At 36.2% G+C, this 20,930-nt stretch carries 24 protein-coding genes; 5 read left to right on the forward strand and 19 right to left on the reverse strand.

Going from position 1 to position 20,930, the window contains the following annotated elements; translation table 11 throughout:
- Positions 1-138: 138 nt before the first annotated feature.
- Entirely contained in the window at positions 139-609 is a 471-nt protein-coding gene (locus ACUXEY_RS13420) for a YppG family protein (RefSeq protein WP_429602189.1), read from the reverse strand.
- 177 nt (positions 610-786) lie between these two features.
- Between ACUXEY_RS13420 and ACUXEY_RS13425 the strand changes: the two genes are divergently transcribed.
- Positions 787-978 (forward strand): YppF family protein, encoded by a 192-nt coding sequence (locus ACUXEY_RS13425; RefSeq protein ID WP_166702192.1) that lies wholly within the window; start codon positions 787-789, stop codon positions 976-978.
- Positions 979-1,003: 25 nt separating this feature from the next.
- On the opposite strand, the gene ACUXEY_RS13430 is transcribed toward ACUXEY_RS13425, so the two are convergent.
- A complete protein-coding gene (locus tag ACUXEY_RS13430) occupies positions 1,004-1,348 on the reverse strand; it encodes a YppE family protein (protein WP_429602188.1) in 345 nt (114 codons plus the stop codon).
- Between the two features lie 15 nt (positions 1,349-1,363).
- A complete protein-coding gene (locus ACUXEY_RS13435; protein WP_001252039.1) occupies positions 1,364-1,606 on the reverse strand; it encodes a hypothetical protein in 243 nt (80 codons plus the stop codon).
- 85 nt (positions 1,607-1,691) lie between these two features.
- Between ACUXEY_RS13435 and ACUXEY_RS13440 the strand changes: the two genes are divergently transcribed.
- Positions 1,692-1,868: a phage portal protein gene (locus tag ACUXEY_RS13440; protein ID WP_208326574.1), complete on the forward strand. Its 177-nt coding sequence runs from the start codon at positions 1,692-1,694 to the stop codon at positions 1,866-1,868.
- 157 nt (positions 1,869-2,025) lie between these two features.
- On the opposite strand, the gene ACUXEY_RS13445 is transcribed toward ACUXEY_RS13440, so the two are convergent.
- Positions 2,026-3,051, reverse strand: a complete 1,026-nt coding sequence (locus ACUXEY_RS13445; RefSeq protein WP_461300917.1) for a DUF2515 domain-containing protein — start codon at positions 3,049-3,051, stop codon at positions 2,026-2,028.
- Between the two features lie 104 nt (positions 3,052-3,155).
- Between ACUXEY_RS13445 and recU the strand changes: the two genes are divergently transcribed.
- Both recU and ACUXEY_RS13455 read left to right on the forward strand, forming a co-directional pair.
- Positions 3,156-3,758 (forward strand): Holliday junction resolvase RecU, encoded by a 603-nt coding sequence (gene recU, locus ACUXEY_RS13450; RefSeq protein ID WP_461300918.1) that lies wholly within the window; start codon positions 3,156-3,158, stop codon positions 3,756-3,758.
- 65 nt (positions 3,759-3,823) lie between these two features.
- Positions 3,824-6,514 (forward strand): PBP1A family penicillin-binding protein, encoded by a 2,691-nt coding sequence (locus ACUXEY_RS13455; protein WP_461300919.1) that lies wholly within the window; start codon positions 3,824-3,826, stop codon positions 6,512-6,514.
- 23 nt (positions 6,515-6,537) lie between these two features.
- Here the strand turns inward: ACUXEY_RS13455 and ACUXEY_RS13460 are convergent, their stop codons facing one another.
- The 10 genes from ACUXEY_RS13460 to panB all read right to left on the reverse strand — a co-directional run bounded on the left by ACUXEY_RS13460 (position 6,538) and on the right by panB (position 15,704).
- Positions 6,538-7,056, reverse strand: coding sequence for a YpoC family protein (locus tag ACUXEY_RS13460; protein WP_461300920.1), 519 nt, complete (start codon positions 7,054-7,056; stop codon positions 6,538-6,540).
- Positions 7,057-7,059: 3 nt separating this feature from the next.
- A complete protein-coding gene (nth, locus tag ACUXEY_RS13465) occupies positions 7,060-7,707 on the reverse strand; it encodes an endonuclease III (protein ID WP_166702182.1) in 648 nt (215 codons plus the stop codon).
- Positions 7,708-7,722: 15 nt separating this feature from the next.
- Complete coding sequence (gene dnaD / locus ACUXEY_RS13470) at positions 7,723-8,430, reverse strand: DNA replication protein DnaD (RefSeq protein ID WP_071757493.1); 708 nt, start codon at positions 8,428-8,430, stop codon at positions 7,723-7,725.
- 121 nt (positions 8,431-8,551) lie between these two features.
- A complete protein-coding gene (gene aspB / locus ACUXEY_RS13475; protein ID WP_461300921.1) occupies positions 8,552-9,739 on the reverse strand; it encodes an aspartate transaminase AspB in 1,188 nt (395 codons plus the stop codon).
- An 18-nt stretch (positions 9,740-9,757) separates the two neighbouring features.
- Complete coding sequence (locus tag ACUXEY_RS13480; protein WP_429602184.1) at positions 9,758-10,261, reverse strand: cell wall elongation regulator TseB-like domain-containing protein; 504 nt, start codon at positions 10,259-10,261, stop codon at positions 9,758-9,760.
- Positions 10,262-10,268: 7 nt separating this feature from the next.
- Complete coding sequence (locus ACUXEY_RS13485; RefSeq protein ID WP_000358352.1) at positions 10,269-10,439, reverse strand: YpmA family protein; 171 nt, start codon at positions 10,437-10,439, stop codon at positions 10,269-10,271.
- A 263-nt stretch (positions 10,440-10,702) separates the two neighbouring features.
- Entirely contained in the window at positions 10,703-13,495 is a 2,793-nt protein-coding gene (gene dinG / locus ACUXEY_RS13490; protein ID WP_461300922.1) for an ATP-dependent DNA helicase DinG, read from the reverse strand.
- 128 nt (positions 13,496-13,623) lie between these two features.
- The gene (gene panD, locus ACUXEY_RS13495; protein WP_048527069.1) at positions 13,624-14,007 is read right to left on the reverse strand and encodes an aspartate 1-decarboxylase; all 384 of its coding nucleotides are present in this window, start codon (positions 14,005-14,007) and stop codon (positions 13,624-13,626) included.
- A gap of 12 nt (positions 14,008-14,019) precedes the next feature.
- Entirely contained in the window at positions 14,020-14,868 is an 849-nt protein-coding gene (gene panC, locus ACUXEY_RS13500) for a pantoate--beta-alanine ligase (protein ID WP_166702178.1), read from the reverse strand.
- Positions 14,868-15,704 (reverse strand): 3-methyl-2-oxobutanoate hydroxymethyltransferase, encoded by an 837-nt coding sequence (panB, locus tag ACUXEY_RS13505; protein ID WP_166702177.1) that lies wholly within the window; start codon positions 15,702-15,704, stop codon positions 14,868-14,870. The genes panC and panB overlap by 1 nt, the downstream gene beginning before the upstream one ends.
- A gap of 408 nt (positions 15,705-16,112) precedes the next feature.
- Between panB and ACUXEY_RS13510 the strand changes: the two genes are divergently transcribed.
- A complete protein-coding gene (locus ACUXEY_RS13510) occupies positions 16,113-16,502 on the forward strand; it encodes a cupredoxin domain-containing protein (RefSeq protein ID WP_166702176.1) in 390 nt (129 codons plus the stop codon).
- A gap of 26 nt (positions 16,503-16,528) precedes the next feature.
- Here ACUXEY_RS13510 and ACUXEY_RS13515 read toward each other — a convergent pair whose 3' ends face one another.
- The 5 genes from ACUXEY_RS13515 to mgsA are packed head-to-tail and all read right to left on the reverse strand — an operon-like array spanning position 16,529 to position 20,927.
- Positions 16,529-17,509: a biotin--[acetyl-CoA-carboxylase] ligase gene (locus ACUXEY_RS13515; protein WP_461300923.1), complete on the reverse strand. Its 981-nt coding sequence runs from the start codon at positions 17,507-17,509 to the stop codon at positions 16,529-16,531.
- Positions 17,494-18,687 (reverse strand): CCA tRNA nucleotidyltransferase, encoded by a 1,194-nt coding sequence (locus tag ACUXEY_RS13520; RefSeq protein WP_166702174.1) that lies wholly within the window; start codon positions 18,685-18,687, stop codon positions 17,494-17,496. The genes ACUXEY_RS13515 and ACUXEY_RS13520 overlap by 16 nt, the downstream gene beginning before the upstream one ends.
- Entirely contained in the window at positions 18,674-19,819 is a 1,146-nt protein-coding gene (gene bshA, locus ACUXEY_RS13525) for an N-acetyl-alpha-D-glucosaminyl L-malate synthase BshA (protein ID WP_166702173.1), read from the reverse strand. Before bshA ends, ACUXEY_RS13520 begins: the two co-directional genes overlap by 14 nt.
- A complete protein-coding gene (bshB1, locus tag ACUXEY_RS13530) occupies positions 19,816-20,520 on the reverse strand; it encodes a bacillithiol biosynthesis deacetylase BshB1 (RefSeq protein ID WP_429602179.1) in 705 nt (234 codons plus the stop codon). Before bshB1 ends, bshA begins: the two co-directional genes overlap by 4 nt.
- Before the next feature lie 11 nt (positions 20,521-20,531).
- Positions 20,532-20,927 (reverse strand): methylglyoxal synthase, encoded by a 396-nt coding sequence (gene mgsA, locus ACUXEY_RS13535; protein ID WP_098345137.1) that lies wholly within the window; start codon positions 20,925-20,927, stop codon positions 20,532-20,534.
- Positions 20,928-20,930: the final 3 nt, after the last annotated feature.

The following is a 20,930-nucleotide window of genomic DNA, read 5'->3' on the forward strand; positions in this document are numbered from 1 at the left end:
CGTTAAAGAAAATCTGATTACACTTTACAGTATGAGAAAAGAGGGAAAGCCGTTTGTTATATATACCCATTTATTACAATGAAATTTGTCTAGTCCCCACTTCATATAAAATATTTTTTTATAGACAACCCTCCAAAATTACTTACCAAAAAAACCTCCAACTTGCTTTACAATACCTGTTACTTGATTCATTGCATTCATCATTTGTCCAGCAGTATTCATCATTTTATTTACATCATAGTTACCATCTGACGTTTTAAATTGGGAAACAAAACTAGAAAACTGACTCGGTTGTTGTTGTTTTTGTTTATTCTGCGTCGGATACGGTTGTTTTGGTGGATAAAACATTGCTTGTTGATTTCCATAAGGGGATGGCGGCATATAATATTGCGAATTCATATAAGGCTGCTGTTGTTGGTTCATATAAGGTTGCTGCTGTTGTTGTTGATTCATAAACGACACTTCAAATGGCTGATAATAATTTTGATTTCCATAATAAGGCTCGAAAGGATACATATTATACCGTAAATATGTATCTGCATTATATTGGTACATATTTTGCTGGGGATATGGATTAGCTTGCTGATATGCGTTAGGTTGTTGAAACATGCATTCTCTCCTCCTTCACATAAGTTTCTACATATATAATATGTACCTGCAAAATAATATGTGTGACGGAGTATCTGTCTATTTTTGTCGGAAGTTTAAATTTTTAAAAAATTAAAAAAGAAAACCCTTCCATGCTATGATAATGAAGAAGAAGATTCTCATGGGGGAGGAATCAACATGGTATTAGGGGATTTAAAACAAGCGTTTTCTCAAAAAAAGGGGTATTACACAGAGAATGTAAATGAACTGTTAGACTTTGCGAGACATTGGTATCTCGAAGGAAAAATATGCATTTCAGATTATCGTACATTAATAAAAGAATTAGAAATAAACGGTGCAACAAAACCTACAACAATAACAGAAGCATAAAAAAACAAGAGGGCTTCCCCTCTTGTTACTTACTTTGCTCAATTATATTTTGCAAAGTATACGAAATAGCTTGATGTGTTTCAAAGAATCGCTTACCTTTTCCTTTATTTACAAAACATTGCAACACATTTGTCTGTAAATTATCGTACACTTGATCAATTTGCTGTACATGTATATACTTCGGTTTTTCTTCCTTAATCCATTTATAAGCTAATTCTTTCCACACCTTTAATTCCTCATCTACCATATCTACAAATGGTTTCATATCCTTATAAAAATCGTATTCGTTCATCTCTCTTTTTTTCACATTCGCTTCATTATTATACTGCATGAGTTTTTCTGAAGACTTTATTAATGCTTCATACTTCATTTCATTCCCACCTTATTATGCACTCACTACGACGTTTTGAAATGCCTTCACCCAATTCCCTTTTTCTTCGTGATGCACTAATTTATTTTCCATATGCTCAATATGCATTTCTGTTATTTCTATCTTATTACATATTTTTTCACTCTTATCCTTCAATGCATGATTCATTCTAATCCCTATATTCATTTCCAGCAAATCGAGAGAACTTAACATTTGATCCATTGTTTTCATTACATCTTCCTTCTGAACCATCGCCATATATAAAACGCCCCCTTCTTTGCTTTTCCTTTGTCATGTAATTTCGCCGAATGATTCCTCACTCCTGCCCACATGACAAAACTAGTTGTTATTCGTCAAAGAAATCATTTTGTATGTCATTTATAGAAATGGTAACAATACAAAAAGGAGGTGTATGAAAATGGCAAAGAACAAAACCGAAAAAAAGAAGAAACAAAACAAACAAAATAAACCCGAGACCGGCAATCCAAAGTTAGATGGTCCAAACTTCCCTGCTACATAAAGTGAAACTTTAACACTTTTACAAAAAGCTGATTTTTGAAGCATCCTTAATCTCTTATGTTCATTACGTTTTGAGATTACATTTTTAGCACTCGTGGCAGGATTACTTCACATTAAGAAGTCCCGTCTTCATAAATGAAGACGGGACTTCTTTTTCATTATATCACGAACTCATCCATCCTTTTAACAAAACGATTTACGATAGAAGCAGCATAGATTTGCTCTCTCTTTCTTTTATACCATTCTGTTATATCAACTTCCCCCTTATACTCTTCCGGTAAAAACAACTGATTTATTTTCGTATCTCTACAAAACCAATCCCTCATACCTATTTCCTTATGTGCAACGACAGGATAGACCTCTCTAAGGGCTGGCGTACAAGATTTTCTAGCTTCTCTTACATAACATTCATAATCTGCTCTTGATCCTGTGTGTATAGTTTGCAATGCAAACCTATGGAATAAACTTTTATAATTCGGATGAAACAGTAACTCCGCTAATTTCTTTCCTAATTCTATACGCTTTTGTAACGTTTCAAATTGATAAACTGAAAAACCATACATCTTCCCTTCAATGGTTGGAAAAATAACAGCGCTAACATGAAGCATTTCTTGCAATTTAAAAAGCGCTGTATGAAATACATGTTTTTTAAAATATGCATTCTCAATAATTGGCTTTTGAATTTTATTTTGTTCATTTATAATAAGCGCTGTCATGAGCCTATTTATATCTTTTTTCTTCCAAAAATATATCCATTCTTTTTCCATAAAAATTGACACGTTGAAATATTGTAACAAATAGAAAAGTGGTATCTGTCTCCTCTTACTTTCTTCGTATATCAACAGCTGCGGAAAAGCATCTAAAAAAATAATCCAATTCGCTTGTTCATACGTCAGAAACAAATGCTTTTTTACTGTTTGAGGTAAAATAGTAGCATAATACCTCCCTTTTAAATCAGTCATATTCCATCCCGCATTTCTCGAGACCATACTCGCTAAAAAGGCCCACCTAACTTCACTATTTCTTTCATAGTAGTCTTGATAAGACTGTGTTCGAGAAATATTGTCCCTATTCGCTATTTTTATTACCCTCTTAATGTTGTAGACGATTGTTTTTTCTTCGTCTGTACATTCCATATTTTTACGATATTGTTTAATTTCCCTATAATCATTCCATGTAAACATGAACAAGTCATCATACCTTTCTTCAAAAAGGTCACATCTTTTTTCATTTTTTTGTTATAATCACCTTTGTAAGTAATTCTTAGCAAGTTGGGAGTGGACACACTATGACCATTCGTTACCCAAATGGAAAACGGTACAATCAAGCTTCAAAACCTCATAAAACACCAATAAAAAAACATACTTATAGTAATAGAGGTATGTCCCTTGAAGAGGAATTGAATGAAACGAATGAATATTACTTAACCCATAATATTGCATGCGTACATAAAAAACCTACACCTCTTCAAATTGTAAAAGTAGATTACCCCGCTCGAAGTGCTGCAGTGGTAAAAGAAGCGTATTTTAAACAACCTTCTACAACAGATTACAACGGTGTATATAAAGGGAAATACATCGATTTTGAAGCGAAAGAAACAAAAAATAAAACCAGCTTTCCACTTCAAAACTTCCACCTTCATCAAATTGAACATATGAAGCAAGTAATCGCTCATAATGGAATTGCATTTGTTATTATTAAATTTACACTTTTTGATGAACTTTATTTATTAGATGCAAAACATATTATTGCATTTTGGAATCGTCAAAATACTGGTGGACGAAAATCGATTACGAAAGAAGAAATAGTAGAGCATGGATCTTTATTATCATGCGGTTATCAACCTCGGATTGATTATATCCGTGTACTAGACACGGTTTATTTTTCGTGATAGAGTCATCACTAAGGCTCTTTTTTCGACTTTTGGGGAGAGAATGAAAGGTAGGAGAAAGTATAATGTCAGATAATTATCGTTCTCGTACAGAACGAAATCATGTAAAAAATCAAAAGCAAGAAACAAATACAGAGAAAAAACCAAAGAAAAAAGGCTCCTTTTTTAAAAAATTCCTTATAGGTTGTCTACTTCTTGGTATCGTTGGTCTTGTAGCTGGCGTTTCCGCTTTCTTTGTTATGGTGAAGGACGCTCCAAAATTAGACAAATCAAAACTTGTCAATCCTTTATCAACAAAGTTTCTTGATAAGAATGGGAACTTTTTCTATGAATACGGTGCTGAAAAACGAACCCACGTTACGTATGATCAAATTCCAAAAGTAGTTGAAAATGCATTCCTTGCAACTGAGGACTCACGTTTCTATGATCATAATGGAATTGATTTTAAACGCACTACAAAAGCAATTATGGAAAATGTCACTGGAGGATTCGGATCTCAAGGTGGTAGTACGATTACGCAACAAGTAGTCAAAAACTATTTTCTAACGATGGACAAAACTGCAAAGAGAAAAGTGCAAGAATGGTACCTATCTTACAAATTAGAGCAACAATATTCTAAACATGAGATTTTAGAAATGTACTTAAATAAGATTAACTTAGGTAACCGTTCATACGGTATTGCAACAGCAGCCAAAAAATATTATGACAAAGATTTAAAAGACTTACAGTTACATGAAGCTGCAATGCTTGCAGGTTTACCCCAAGGTCCTAATATTTATGATCCAACAAAACCAGATAACGTTGAACGAGCTACACAACGTCGTAACGTCGTATTATCATTAATGAATCGACATGGTTATATAACAAAAGATGAAATGAATAACGCAGTTAAGATCCCAGTAACAGAGGGTCTTCAACCGTCTTCAGAAATAACTGAGATGAAGTATCAAGCATTTTTAGATGCAGTTGTAAAAGAAGTTGAAAAAGAATATCCGGATGTAAATATCGGTTCAGATGGTTTAACGATTCATACAACACTTGATCAAGATGCTCAAGATTATGCTGAAAAAATTATGGATGGCAATCTTATTAAGTATCCAAACGATCAATTCCAAGGTTCGTTCGTATTTATGGATACACAATCTGGAGAAGTTCGAGCAATTGGAGCTGGGCGTAAAGAAAGTAAGTCTACTTTCAAAGGTCATAATATGGCCATTGATTTAAAACGCCAAGTCGGTTCAACAATGAAACCAGTTTTCGACTACGGTCCAGCAATTGAGAATTTACAATGGTCTACATACCATCAATTAAATGACTCAGAGTATACGTATTCCAATGGTAAAAAAATACGAAATGCAACAAATAGTTACAAAGGTGACGTTTCACTACGTGAAGCTTTGAAAAAATCATTAAACATTCCAGCTTTAAAAACAGCTCAAGCGGTTGGTCTTCCTAAGTCACAAGCGTTTGCTGAAGGCTTAGGCATGACATTTAAAGATGGCAAAACATATGAATCAACAGCAATTGGTAGTAACGATAGTTCTCCATTACAATTAGCGGGGGCATATGCAGCCTTTGGTAATGGTGGGAACTACAATAAACCACACTTCGTAAAAGAAGTTATCTTCCCAGATGGGAAAAAGAAAAGTTTTAAACCGAAAGAACAACGTGCAATGCAAGACTACACAGCTTACATGGTGACTGACGTTCTTCGTGACGTAGTCAAACCTGGTTCTGGCGGTACTGGTCCAACAGCATACGTTTCAGGTATAGACGTAGCAGGTAAAACAGGAACACAAAACTTTGATGCAGACGTTATTAAAAAATATGGTATTCCAGCTGACGCAAACAGAGATAGCTGGTTCGCTGGATATACACCGCAATATACAATGGCAGTATGGACTGGTTACGAAAAAGATGGTCCAGAAAATTACATTGGCGATCGCTCTACTAGAATTGCGCAACAAATGTTCCAAGTAATGATGAGCAAATTCGCTACAGATAAATCACGTTTCGAACGTCCTTCTTCTGTACAAGAAATAAACGGAGAGTTATATGTAAAAGGTGCGAAGAAAGATGCAATTAAACAAATTAAAGTAGATGCACCTAGTGGTCTTAATGTCACTTTTGATGGCGCTAGCACAGTTACACTAAACTGGTCTGGACCAGCAGCAGTTGATGCATATGCAGCAAGCTATAAAGCGACTGACGGTTCAAGTGGTAGTTTATCAATAAAAGGTACAACAGCTACTCTTGGTGGTATTAAACCAGGCGTTACTTACAGTTTCTCCGTAGTAGCGAAAAAAGGTACTGGAACAAGCCCAGCAGTTGGAGCATCCTTCACTGCGCCTGGCGGAACTCCAGACCCGAAGAAAGCTGAAGAAGAGGCTGCCAAAAAGAAAGCCGAAGAAGAAGCTGCTAAAAAGAAAGCTGATGAGGACGCTCAGAAAAAAGCTAATGAAGATAAATTAAAACAAGAAGAGGCTCAGAAAAAGGCTGCTGAAGAACAGCGTAAACAACAAGAGCTGCAACAAGAGCAACAACTTAAACAACAAGAAGAAGCTCAGAAAAAGGCTGCTGAAGAAGAAGCCGCTAAAAAGAAAGCCGAAGAAGAAGCTGCTAGAAAGAAAGCTGAAGAAGAGGCTGCCAAAAAGAAAGCTGAAGAAGAACAGCAAAAACAAGAGCAAGAACAACAACAAAATACCGGAGGAGATACACCTCACGCAGACGGAAATGTTGTTACAACAGAGTCTTAATACAAAAAAAGAAGTCCTTTCTCTTAACGAGAACAGGACTTCTTTTTTGTTATCATTTTCTTTACATATAACTTTTCTATTTCAATATACAACTGCGCTAACTGAATATAAGAATGATAATTATTCGGTTTCTTTATAATGAACGAATATCGCTCTATAAAATTAACTGGTTGCACTTCCAATTCACTCGTAAAATCTTCTATTTTATTCAAACTATGAACAGGTTGCTCATTTAGCCAATATACAATTGATAATAAATGTGCTGCAAAAAGAATCATCGGACCTTCAGCTTCTTGTTTCTTTCTGTTTCGAAATAAAGTAGCAATGTCCTCATGCTTATTTTTCCATACATTCAACATTACCGGAATACTGTTTTCAATTTCATTCCATGGCTCATATTGTCTTTCAATATCATATATAAAATAAGTCTTTTGTATTGTTTCTTCAAATGACTGTTCTGTATAATACGCAATCGAATTTATACTTTCTTTAAAAAATGGTAAGCACCGAAACTCTTTCGGTATTTCTATAACTCGCTCCATCCTTTATTTCCCCTTCATTCGCTTCTTTCCTTCACGACATACTTCTAGTAAAGGGCACTCTTCACATTGTGGTCGCTGTGCTTTACAGTGATAACGTCCAAAGAAAATCATACGGTGATGTGTAACGCTCCATTCATCCATCGGAACTTTCTTCATTAATGTCTTTTCTACTTCTAACACCGAATCTTTCCATCTACAAATCGCTAACCGTTTACTCACTCTCTCTACATGCGTATCAACAGCAATTGCCGGAATACCATACGCTACCGAAACAACTACATTTGCTGTTTTTCTCCCTACTCCAGGTAATTTCGTCAGCTCGTCACGGTCTTCTGGAACTTTTCCGTTATAATCATCCAGCAACATCTGGCACAATTTTTGAATGTTTTTTGCTTTATTTCTATACAATCCAATAGAACGTATATCTTGTTGTAACTCTTCTAAAGAAACACTTAAATAATCTTCTGGAGTTTTATATTTTTGAAATAAATTTTTCGTCACTTTATTTACAAGTGCATCTGTACATTGTGCAGATAATGCTACCGCGATTACTAGTTCAAACGGATTATCATGAATTAATTCACAATGTGCTTCTGGATACATATCCGCCATTGTGTCTAAACAATAGCGAATTTGCGTTTTATTTAACATATACTTCCTCCTACATTACTGCTCCAACCAATTATAAAAAGGCACTTTCCCAGTAAATTTCGTCTCTTGTTTTGTCGTTTGTTGCGTTCGTTGTTGATTTGCTCTAAATTTTCGTCCTTGGTTTTGGGCTTGATCTACTGTTTTAATACCATTCTTTTTCCACTCAAATAAAATACGGTCGATATATCGGAAATTAAGCTTACCACTCATTACAGCTTCCCTGAGGGCCGCTTGAATTAAATTCGGATGATGTTGATCTTGATCTTCCCACATTCCTAACGTCTCACATTCAAATGGAGAAAGTGGTCTTCCAAATTCTTTTTCAAATACTGTATATAAATTTACTTGTAATTGTTTTATTTCTTTTTGTTCTTCCTCTATTGATTCATTCATTAAGAAATGCAATATTTTTTCCCAAAGCGGTTGTAAAGAATAACTTTCACACATCATCGCTTCTGATCTTTGTCCACCTTCTAATGATAAAAAACCTTTTTGAATCAATGTCTGAATGACTTCCATACATTTCATTTCACTAATCGTCATCCGCTCTGAAATCTCTGACGGAGTCGGAAACGAATTGCCCGATTCTAAAAATGTGTGTACATGAAGTACAACCATAAATTCCGTTTCATTTAAACCTAATTTTTTATAATGCATCATAAGTAATTTTGGAATTGCAATGCTTCCCTGCTCAAACCACTGTAACATCATTTTCTTTTTCATCACCAAACACCTCGCTCTCTAGTATAACACACCTTTCGCTATTTCTTTTTGCCACAATTCGTCAAAAAAACCTTCCTATTATGTAGGAAGGTTTTTTGTATTGCATTAATAAAATATACAATTAAGCTTGCACTTTACTTTTCATAAACGTATGAATGCGTTCTAATGCTTTCTCTACTTGTTCAAGAGAGGTCGCATATGATAAGCGAACGTTATTCGGAGCACCAAATCCTGTACCTGGTACAAGTGCCACTTTTTCCTCTTCTAATAAAGCTTTTGCCCAATCATCAACGTTTTCGTATCCTGATAAGGCTACAGCTTCTTTTACATTAGGGAATAAGTAAAATGCGCCTTGTGGTTTAATGCAAGTGAAGCCAGGGATTTGAATTAATTTATCATAAATAATGTTTAATCTCTCTTCAAATGCTTGACGCATTGTTTCTACAGGTTCTTGTGAGCCTGCATATGCCGCAATTGCGCCGTATTGAGCGATTGAAGTAGGGTTTGACGTACTATGACTCGCTAAGTTCGTCATCGCTTTAATAAGCTGCTTATTTCCTGCTGCATATCCAATACGCCATCCTGTCATAGAATGAGATTTAGATACACCATTAATAATAAGTGTTTGTTCTTTTAATGCACTAGAAAGCTGGGCAACCGAAGTATATTCTGCGCCACCATAAATTAACTTTTCATAAATTTCATCTGAAACGATTAAAATATCGTGTTCTAAACATACTTCTCCAAGCTGTTGTAATTCTTCTTTGCTGTAAATCATTCCTGTTGGATTGCTCGGTGAATTAATAATAACTGCTTTCGTTTTCTCTGTAATTGCCTCACGCAGCTGCTTCGCTGTAATTTTGTATTCATTGTCTTCAAGGCCTTCTACATAAACTGGCTTACCACCAGCAAGCTTTACTTGTTCCGGATAACTTACCCAGTAAGGCGTAGGGATGATAACTTCATCTCCTTCATCAAGTAACACTTGGAATAATGTATATAATGCATGCTTTGCGCCGTTACATACAATAATTTCAGACGGATCATACGCAATTCCTTGATCGCGAGTAAACTTCTTCACAATTTCTTGTTTTAACGCTTGTAATCCACCTGTTGGTGTATACTTCGTATGTCCTTCTAACATCGCTTTATGTGCAGCATTCATAATATGTTCTGGCGTATTAAAGTCAGGTTCTCCTGCCCCTAATCCAATTACATCATGACCTTCAGCTTTTAATGCTTGTGCCTTTGCTGTAATTTCTAAAGTTGCAGATGGTGTTAAAGCAGCTACTCGCTTTGCTAATTTCATTTGTAGTTCCCCCTACATCTATTTTTCAATGCTATATCGTTTTAAAAACTGACCATCTTCAAATGCAAGATTGTAGTAACTATAACGATTGTCATCATCAATATATGTAACTTCCCATAGTGGTATATTATTTTCAACGCCTAATTTTACTTTTAAAATTTCTTTAGGCTTACTTTTGGGCCCTTTACTGTCATCTCCGACTTGTTCAATCGTTCTTTGTAAAGCTTCTTTTTCAGGAATACCTTCGCTCTTTTTCCTTACTATAGTTTCCCCTTTTTTCTCAGGCACCCAAACGATAAGTTGTTCTCCTTTTTCATCTGTACCTTGTACGACTGTATATGAAGATTCTCCATTATAATAATCTACAGATTTTACTTTTGTAAGCTTTGCCTTTTCTTTTGCAATTTCTACAGATTTTTCCTCTTTATGGATTTTCTTTTCCATTGCTTTATTGTAAACATACGCCCCATATATTCCGCTAGCAACGATTACGATAACGATTGCAAAGATCCACTTTTTCATTGTATCACTACGTTCTGTAAATCGTAAATACAGCTGTTTCTTTATCTTTTTCGTCTAATGCTAATCCGAACATGAGGTCCTGCTCTTTTAACGTACGATTCAAACTATCAACAATTTTATACAAGTCAGACGAATATTTAATACGCGTCGTTGATAGGACTTCGATTTTCTTATCCATGAAAAAACTCCTCCGTTACACAAAAATTTCTAATTATAGAAGAACGCAATGCGGTTACAATAAGAGTACATTCTTTACAACCCCTGCTTCATCACCCATCTATTATAGCAGGACATGTACAGCAAAAAAAGGTTTCAAGTCGAAAACCATTACATTTTGTATACAAGAAGTAAGAAAAATAAAATTCCTCCTACCCACATTTTTTACGCCTGAAGTTTAAACGTACTTCAGGCGTATTTTTTCTTCCAATTTTATTCAGTTGGCTATTCCTTTAATTGTTCTAACAATTCTTCTAGAGGGCCTTCATAGAGCGGGACAGTTGGGATTGATTGTAAAAATCGTTTTCCATAGGAAGCGCTCGTCAAACGACGATCTAATACAAATACTGTTCCGGTATCTGTACTTGTTCTAATAAGACGACCAAATCCTTGCTTGAAACGCAGTATTGCTTGCGGGAGTGCTAACTTAGCGAATACGTCCTCTCCTTGATTTTTTAACCACTCTCCTTTCGCTTCCATCATCGGTTGATGAGGAGGCGTAAAAGGCAGCCGGACGATAACAAGACAACTAAGCGCATCTCCAGGTATATCTATCCCTTCCCAAAAACTACTTGTTCCTAATAAAATTGATTTGTCGAACTCTTGAAATTTACGAATGAGACGACTTCGGCTCTTATTATTCACACTTTGCGTTAATAATAAATACCCTTCTAATTCATCATCATTTTTCAAATTCGTATACGCTTCTTTCAACATTTCATATGAAGTGAATAAAACGAGCATTCTCCCTTTTGTAGCTTTCGCTATTTTTGCAATATGTGCCGATACAGATTCAATATATTCTTCATTACTTGCTTGCTTAATAAAAGGCACATCCGTTGAAACCATTAATTTCATCTGTTCTTCAAAACGGAATGGTGACGGGACTTGTAATGTATTTGGAGCAAAATCATATAAACCTAGCTCTTCTTTTATATAGTCAAACGAATCATTTACTGTTAACGTTGCTGATGTGAAAATAACACTCTTTTTCTCTGTTAAAAATTCATCCGCAAATCTTTCACCAATATGAACAGGCTGTCCATATAAAACGGTTGAATGAATGGTTCCCTTCGTTTCCGTCTCCATCCATGTCACATATGAATTTTTTTCTAAAATGAGTAATTGCAAAGATTGTGCCATCTTTCTCAACAACTCAATTAAATGCATAAATTCACCTGTAACAACATGCATCTCCCATTCTAATTTACTTTGCAATATATCAACTTGCTTCTCAAGTGTAGTCAATAATTTTCTTACATCGTATACAAAACGATTTGTTAACTCGGTAATGCTATCCCATAACTTACCTTTCTCTACTTCCGTGTTATATCGATAAATGAGTGGCATATTACTTATCCCTTGTTCCTGCTTTGTTTGTTTAAATATGAAAGCACGTAACATTTGGAATAGCTCATCCGCATCAAATTTCAATTCCTTCAAACTATGACTCACCATACGGAAAGTCGAACGAGAGGCTTGCTCTGATTTTTTCATCATTTTATATACTTTAGAAAGTACATCATCGGTTTCTAGCGTACCAAGACGAGATAAAACTAGCTGGAAATACATACAGGAGAACTGTTCACCTAACGTTCTACTCGCCGCTTCCTCAATATGATGAGCCTCATCAAAAATAATATGTTCACATGAAGCAAATAGCGGTTCTTCACTTGAAAAATCTTGAAATAATAACGCATGATTTGTAATAACGATATCTGCAAATAACGCTCTATTCTTTGCTCGTTGATAAAAACAACGGCTATACCAGTTGCTTTGCATCCCGCCCGGACTATGTACATCACTACAAATACGGTTCCAAAGTAACTTTCCGCCCTCAGGAATATTTAATTCATCCCGATCGCCCGTTTCCGTTTGCAATAACCACACTAAAATTTTTGCCTTTGTGAGCGCCATATCATAATTTTTCTCTTCCTCTTGCAAAGCATATTCAAATTTATGTAGACAAAGATAATGCTTTCTTCCTTTCAAAAGAGCTGCTTCAAATGAAAATGGCATTATTTTCTGTAATAATGGAATTTCTTTTTCTAGTATTTGTTGTTGCAGTTGCACAGTTTGGGTACTTATGATGACAGGTTCTTCTTTTTTCTTTGCAAAATAAATACTCGGAAGTAAATATGCAAGAGTCTTCCCTGTTCCTGTTCCTGCTTCAATTAATGAAAATCTAGAATCTCTTAGCGCTGTATATATTTCCTTCATCATAATCTGTTGGCTTTCTCTTTTTTCAAACTTTGGCATATTCAATTCAAGTTTCTCAACTGTCTTATGCAAGAAAGCATCAAATTTTAATGAACACGTTTCACTGAGGTTTAAAGAATAATTCCGTTTTCGAAGCGCAATGTTTCGATACACTTCATACCCCTCTGCCCCTTTTTTACCATGCATCATTTTATTTAAAATATTTTCAGAAAGTACATCCGCTATATCACTTTGAAAAACATCGCTCAATTCATAAAGCGATTGTAAGGTGACAAGTGGTAACTCTTCAATTTCATTTAAAAATTGTAAAAACAATTCCGCTGTTGCAAGAGCATCGCTATCCGCACGATGCGGTTGATCGTGCTCTAATTCATGTTGTTTAGCTAAATCACGTAATTTATAACTATCAGCCGTCGGCAAAAGAATTTGCGCCAACTCGACTGTATCAACTTTAGGACAATGTACTTCTGTATATCCAGCCTGCCTTAATTCTTCCGTTAAAAAATTCCAATCAAAGTGAACGTTATGTGCAACGAAAGCTGCACCTTGTAATAGCTCAACAACCATCGGGGCTACATCTTGAAATAACGGGGCTTGCTTAACCATACTTTCATCAATCCCTGTTAGTTCTGTAATAAATGGCGGAATCTCTCTCTTCGGATTAATAAAAGATGAAAAAATCTCTAATATCTCTCCATCTTCCACTACAACAGCTGCAATTTGGGTAATTTTATCCTTCCCATCCTTCCAGGAGTTCCCTGTCGTCTCTAAATCCACAACGACATAACGCTTACTCATATATGTAACACCTCAATTTCTTACCTATCAAACACAAAATTATATATTGTTACTATACCACGTTTTATCTCATCTTAATGAAAAGATGCACAAAAAAGCTATCTCCGTAATAGAGATAGCCTTCTTATTTATAATATCGTACCCGCTTTTTCAGCACCTAGCATTTCAATAATTTTATTCTCGTCATCTAATACTGCAATTTTCGGCTCTTGTTTATGAATATTTTCTTCTGCCACTAAACCGTAGCAAATAATAATAACTTTATCTCCAGGCTGTACAAGCCTTGCAGCTGCACCATTTAAACAAACAACACCGCTACCGCGTTCTCCCTTTATAACATATGTCTCTAAGCGAGCACCATTATTGTTATTTACAATTTGTACTTTTTCATTTTCTACAATATTTACTGCATCCATTAAATCTTCATCAATTGTAATACTACCTACATAATTTAAATTTGCTTCTGTTACTGTTGCACGGTGTAACTTCGCTCTCATCATTGTGCGAAACATAGATGCTCCCCCTTATTCAACCGTTAATGTTATATTGTCAATTAATCGTACATTCTCAAATTTAACTGCGATCGCTAAAATAATTCGTCCTTCAATTTCATCCATTTCTTGTAGTGAAGGATAAGCATATAAATCAGCATAATCTACAGTACCTTTCGTATACGTCTCAATATACTCTTTCACAAGAGTTGTAATGATTTCTGCATTACGTTCGCCTGCCTCAATTCTCTCCTTCGCTACACATAAACTGCGGTATAATTGAGGGGCCTCTTCACGCTCTTCTTGTGATAAATACACGTTACGAGAACTCTTCGCTAATCCGTCTTCTTCCCTTACAATATCTACTGGTACGATCGTAACCGGAATATTAAAATCAGCGACAAATCCTTCAATAACAGCAACTTGCTGCGCATCTTTCATACCGAAATAAGCACGCGTTGGTAATGTAATATTAAATAGTTTCATTAGTACAGTCGCAACACCAGCGAAATGACCAGGTCTTTGTTTGCCACATAATACATCGGTACGCTTCACAACTTCTACTGTTGTCGTTTGTTCTACTGGATACATTTCTTCTACGCTCGGATAAAATAAATAATCTACACCGTTTTCTTTTGCTACATTTTCATCTCTATCAATATCACGAGGGTATCGATCTAAATCTTCATTCGGTCCAAACTGTAGCGGATTAACAAACACGCTTAACACTACAATTTCATTTTCTTTTCTTGCCTGACGTAATAAAGTCGCATGACCTTCATGTAAATAACCCATCGTTGGGACAAAACCAATACTTTTTCCACTTGTACGCAGTTCGTTTGTAATTTGCTGCATCTCTTGCACTGTAGTTACGATTTTCATTATTGTTTTCCTCCGTATAACGCTAAGCACTCTTCCTCTTTCATTGTGAATGAATGTTTTTCTTCTGGAAATTGCCCTGTCTTTACTTCAGTAACGTATTGTGAAATCCCTCGCACAATCTCCTCTTGAACAGACGTATATTGCTTCACGAATTTCGGAACACGATTTACGCCGTATGAGATAAGATCATGATAAACAAGTACTTGCCCATCTACTTTCTTCCCTGCTCCAATCCCAATCGTCGGAATTGTTAATTGCTTCGAAATTAATTCCGCTAATTGCATTGGCACACATTCTAACACAAGCGCAATTGCACCAGCTTCCTCACATCTCTTCGCATCTTCTATTAATTTTTTTGCACTTTCAGCATCTTTTCCTTGTACTTTATACCCACCTAGTACTCCTACAGATTGAGGAGTTAAGCCTAAGTGCGCCACGACAGGAATTCCCGCGTTTGTCAAGTAATGAATCGTTGATACCACTTCCCCTGCACCTTCTACCTTCAGTGCATGAGCACCACTTTCTTGAACGATGCGGCGTGCATTCACCATCGTATCTTGCAGCGACACATGGTACGACATAAATGGCATATCAGTTACAATAAAAGTCTCTTTCGCTCCTCGGCGTACAGCTTTCGTATGATGAATCATATCCTCTACTGTTACAGGTACTGTTGAATCGTAGCCTAGCACAACCATCCCAAGGGAATCTCCAACTAGAATCATATCAACTTCAGCTTCTTCTGCTAACTTAGCAGATGGGTAATCATACGCCGTTAGCATTGTAATTGGCTCACCTTGCTCTTTCATTTTCAAAAAATCTGTTTTTGTTTTCAAAAACTACTCCTCCTTTATGCAGGAGAGAGGAGATGGCCGAAATCATATAAAAAACCCCTCTGGCCATAAAAGGGCAGAAGGGTTGTGTGTTAGTCGGCATTATTCATCCCTCTGTCCCAGTCCGTTATTGGATCAAGGCAGAATCCAAGTTATTATTTTTCGTATTGCTTCGAATGATGGTGCAGTTCGATCTGATACTGCCCACATTCGAACTAATTATAGCAAACTCCAAAAAGGAATTACTACATTTTTTTGAAAAAATAATTTTTATTTCCATTACGGTATGTGAAATTTTTATAACTAACGCACTTATAGAAAGGATAAACAGCTTTTTTACATGCATTGTATAACTCGTGAACTAATGATGCAGGTTAATTGAGGAAAGTACTTACAAAAGGAGAATTGCGAATGTCTATGAACAAATGGTTATTTCGATTCACCGGTCTACTTGTGATAATTGTAGGGATGATAACTTTTAGCTCCTTCCATGCATTTGCCTCAGTTAACGTCGTAACACAACCTATCGATTCAACGAAAGTAATTGAGGTCGAACTGAATGATGATTACTTTCATCCAAACGTCATCACGATTCCAATTGAAGAGTCAACAACATTGTTATTAAAAAACAAAGGTAAGAATGAACACACCTTTACAGTAAAAAAACTCGGCATTGACGTCGTAGTCGAGTCAGGAAAAGAAAAAAACATTACCGTAAAACCTAAAAATACTGGTACATATGAATTAATATGCCGGTACCATCTTCTTAAAGGAATGGAAGGCAAAGTAATAGTCAAATAAAAAGAAGTTCCAAAAAGGAACTTCTTTTACTTAATTTCGATATCCGCAGAATGAATGTGATGTACTTTCCCTTCATGGTCCTTCAGAAGTAATACACCATCCTCTGTAATTCCTTTTGCTACCCCTGTAATTGTCTCTCTCATCGTTCGAGCGGTAATTTCTTTCCCGATGCTCACAGCGTAACTTTCCCAAAGAATTTTAATGACAGAGAAACCATTTTGTAAATACTCTTCATATAATTTTTCTAGTTGTAAAAAGATTTGTTGCATAAGCTCTGCACGAACAATTGGCTTACCGGATTCAATCACTAAAGAAGTAGCAATATGCTGAATTTCCTCATCAAAATGTTCTTGCTTTTGATTCGCATTAATACCAATCCCCATAATAACAGCATTAATTTTATCAGGATCAGCCTGCATTTCTGTTAATATACCTACAGCCTTTTTCCCTTGAATTAAAATATCATTTGGCCATTTTATTCCTACATTTACACCCGTACACTTTTCAATTGCTTGTGCAACGCTAACAGCTGCTAACAAAGTAAGTTGTGGTGCATGATGAACTGGGATTGATGGACGTAAAATAATACTCATCCAAATTCCTGTTCCTTTTGGCGAATGCCATTTCCTGCTTAAACGCCCTCTGCCCGATGTTTGTTCTTCTGCCACAACAATCGTTCCTTCTTCTGCACCTTCATAAGCAAGTTTTGCTGCAATATGCTGCGTAGATTCAACAGACTCTTCAAAATATACCGTTCTACCAATATGTTTCGTTTGTAACCCTAACTGAATTTCATTAGCAGTTACTTTGTCTGGCTTACCCGCAATTCGATAACCTAATCGACGCACAGCTTCAAGTTCATATCCCTCATTCCGAAGGTCCTCCATATGTTTCCACACAGCGGTTCTTGAACAACCAAGTTTATCACTAATCGTTTGGCCAGATACAAACTCGCCATCCGCTTCTGAAAAAACTTGTAATAACTGCTTTCTTATAGTAGATTGCATTCTTGCAGCCACTCCCTTATACACTCTTTCTCATTAACTACGTTTCCTTGTACGATTGCTTCCTCAATGTTTTGAATCATTTCAGCAACCCACGGACCTGGCTTTTTATTTGCCCAGTTTAATAAATCATTCCCAGTCACATTCATTTCTTGTCGACTCTTGATTGGTAATGCTTCAAACAACGTTTGTACTCGTTTCACAGATGTATTGTCATAGCTTTCAATCATCGCCTCATATACTCTTTCTGCCATTTCAGCGATATGAATTCCCGTTTTATAAAGAAGGACTGTATCCCAATCCTTCTCCTTTCTCGTACGGATTGTTAATAAAACTGCGACAATATCTTTTATTTTTTTATTCGAAAACTTCCATTGACGTAAAAAGACAGATGGATGTTCTTCCCCGATACAATATAAGAAAAATGCCCATGCCTCAATGTCTGTTTCAAAAGAATCCCATTTATACTGCGTAGCTTTTACCAATCTCTCTTCTGACATTTGTAAATATGGCAGATGAGAGAACAGCTTCGTTTCTACTAATTCTTGCAAACCCTTCACACAATATGTGCCAGTTAACAGTTTCTCAAACTCCACTGTAATTCTCTCAATTGCTATATGTTCCAGCAAATGCCCATATGTTTCAATTGCTTGTTTCGTGTTATTTTCTAAAGAAAACCCTAACGTACTTACGAACCGAATACCACGCATCATTCGCAGGGCGTCTTCTTGAAAACGATCCGCAGCATTTCCAACTGTCACAATCTCACTCTTTTGAATCGCTTCCTGTCCAGCAAATAAATCAACCATTTCGCCTTCTTCTGTCATAGCAATTGCATTCATTGTGAAATCACGACGTTTCAAATCCTCTTCTAATGAACGAACAAACTGAACACTGCTAGGTCTTCGAAAATCTTCATATTCGCTCTCTGTTCGAAAAGTGGTTACCTCATAAGGTTCACCATTTTCTACTACAATTACAGTTCCATGCTCAAGACCAACAGGAACATGTCTTGGAAATATAGCCATCACCTCTTCTGGTAAAGCAGATGTCGCAATATCAATATCTCCAATCGGCCTATCGATAATAAGATCTCGTACGCTTCCACCGACAAAGTAGGCATCATGTCCTTGTTGCTTTAAAGTCTCAATAATAGAACTAGCTTTTTTAAATCTTTCCATTTTTGTCATCCCTTAGTACATCATAGTAAATCGTTTCATATTGTGAGACGATTTTTTCAGAGCGGAACTGCTCGTAAACACTTGCTCTTGCTCGCTCTCCCATATTACGGTGAAGTTCTTCATCCTTTAATAGCTGAATGGCTTGATTGGCCACTCCTGTTGGATCACCAACTTCACATAAATATCCTGTTTCGCCATGTTGAATGACTTCTGGAATACCCCCAACCCTTGTTCCGATACAAGGTACACCACACGCCATCGCTTCTAATAAAACAAGACCAAAACTCTCCTTCTCTGATAAAAGCAACATTAAATCACTCATCGCAAGTAGCTCTGCAACATTATCTTGCTTCCCTAAGAATAAGACGCGATCTTCAATATGTAGATTTTTCACTAACTGTAAAATCGTGCAAAATTCTGGTCCATCTCCAACAAGAAGCAACTTTGCATCTACTTCTGTAACAATTTTAGCAAATGCTTGCACTACATCTTGGACACGTTTCACTTTACGGAAATTTGAAATATGAATGAGTATCTTTTCACTCTCACTTATACCGTATTCTTTCTTTAATTGAGTCATATCACGCTTGAAATATACACGTTCGTCTATAAAATTATATACTGTTTGAATATCTTTATTTGGTTTGACAAGCTCATGCGTTTCGTTAATTAATGAATGCGAGACAGCCGTCACAACATCGGATTGCTCAATACCAAAACGAATTAAATTATTTAACGAAGGGTCGGAACCTAACACAGTAATATCTGTTCCATGCAAGGTTGTAACAATTTTAATACGTTCTCCAATCATTTGTTTCGCTAAATAAGCACAAATGGCATGTGGTATTGCGTAATGCACATGTAAAATGTCTAGGTTTTCTCTTTGTGCAACCTCTGCCATTTTACTCGCTAATGCTAAATCGTATGGTGGATATTGAAATACAGAGTATTGATTTACCGTCACTTCATGAAAATAAATGTTTGGATACACTTTATTTAACCGGAATGGTAAACCCGATGTAATAAAATGAATTTCATGCCCACGTTCCGCTAATTGCTTTCCTAATTCTGTTCCAACAACTCCAGAACCACCTACAGAAGGATAACATGTAATACCTATTTTCAATTTCATTTACATCCCCCTATTAAATCAGCATGTAATAAAACCGGTTTCTTACTCATAAATCCTTCGGCATATAAGACTCCAACTTCTTTTCCAAACATTTTCTCACGAGCGACTACAGTTTCAACGTAACCTTCTGTTAACGGCGTTTTCACACCATCACTCCCTGTTGAAAACTGACTTTCATACGCTTCTAATGCTTCCACCTTTATCGATACGTACTCACTTATATCTATACAGAAATTCGGTTTATGAAAACCATTAATCATATAATGATAAAAAGACTCCACACGATGTGGTGGAACCTCTGGCATATATTTACGAATTCCCGCTGAAAAAATAGCTTCTTCCACAAGTTTTGCACAATTTGCATGATCTGGATGACGATCTTCATAATACGGCGCAAAAACTAGTTTTGGTTTATATGTACGAATCACCTTTACAATTTCACGTATATATTCTTCTTTCATATATAAACCACGGTCTGGCATCGCTAAATTTAGTCTCGTTTTTACTCCCATTATACGAGCCGCCGCCTTAGCTTCTTCTTTTCTTAACTCTATCGTTCCATTAGAAGAAAGATCAGCTTCTGTTAAATCACAAATACCTACTTCATACCCTTGCTTCGTATATTTAGCAATGGTACCAGCCATGCCGATTTCAACATCATCGGCATGAGCACCAAACGCTAATATATGTAATCCACTCATAATTGTTCCCCTCATTTTCTAAACTTGCGGTAATCTAAATCTCCTCGCTCTAATGCGTGCATTAACATTTCAGCACTTGCCATATTTGTTGCAAGTGGAATCGCATATACATCACATAAACGAAGTAATGCATTTACATCTGGTTCATGCGGCTGAGCAGTTAGTGGATCTCGGAAAAAAATCACCATATCCATATCGTTTTTTGCAATCATGGCACCAATTTCCTGATCGCCACCAAGAGGACCCGATTGATATCTTGTTACAACTAAACCAGTTGCCTCCATAATACGAAGTCCTGTCGTTCCTGTTGCAAATAATTCATGTTTTTCAAAAATTGGTTTATATGCGTATGCAAACGAAACCATGTCATTTTTCTTTTTGTCATGTGCGATTAAGGCAATTTTCATCCG

It is taken from the genome of Bacillus sp. F9_6S_D1_P_5, assembly GCF_054823925.1.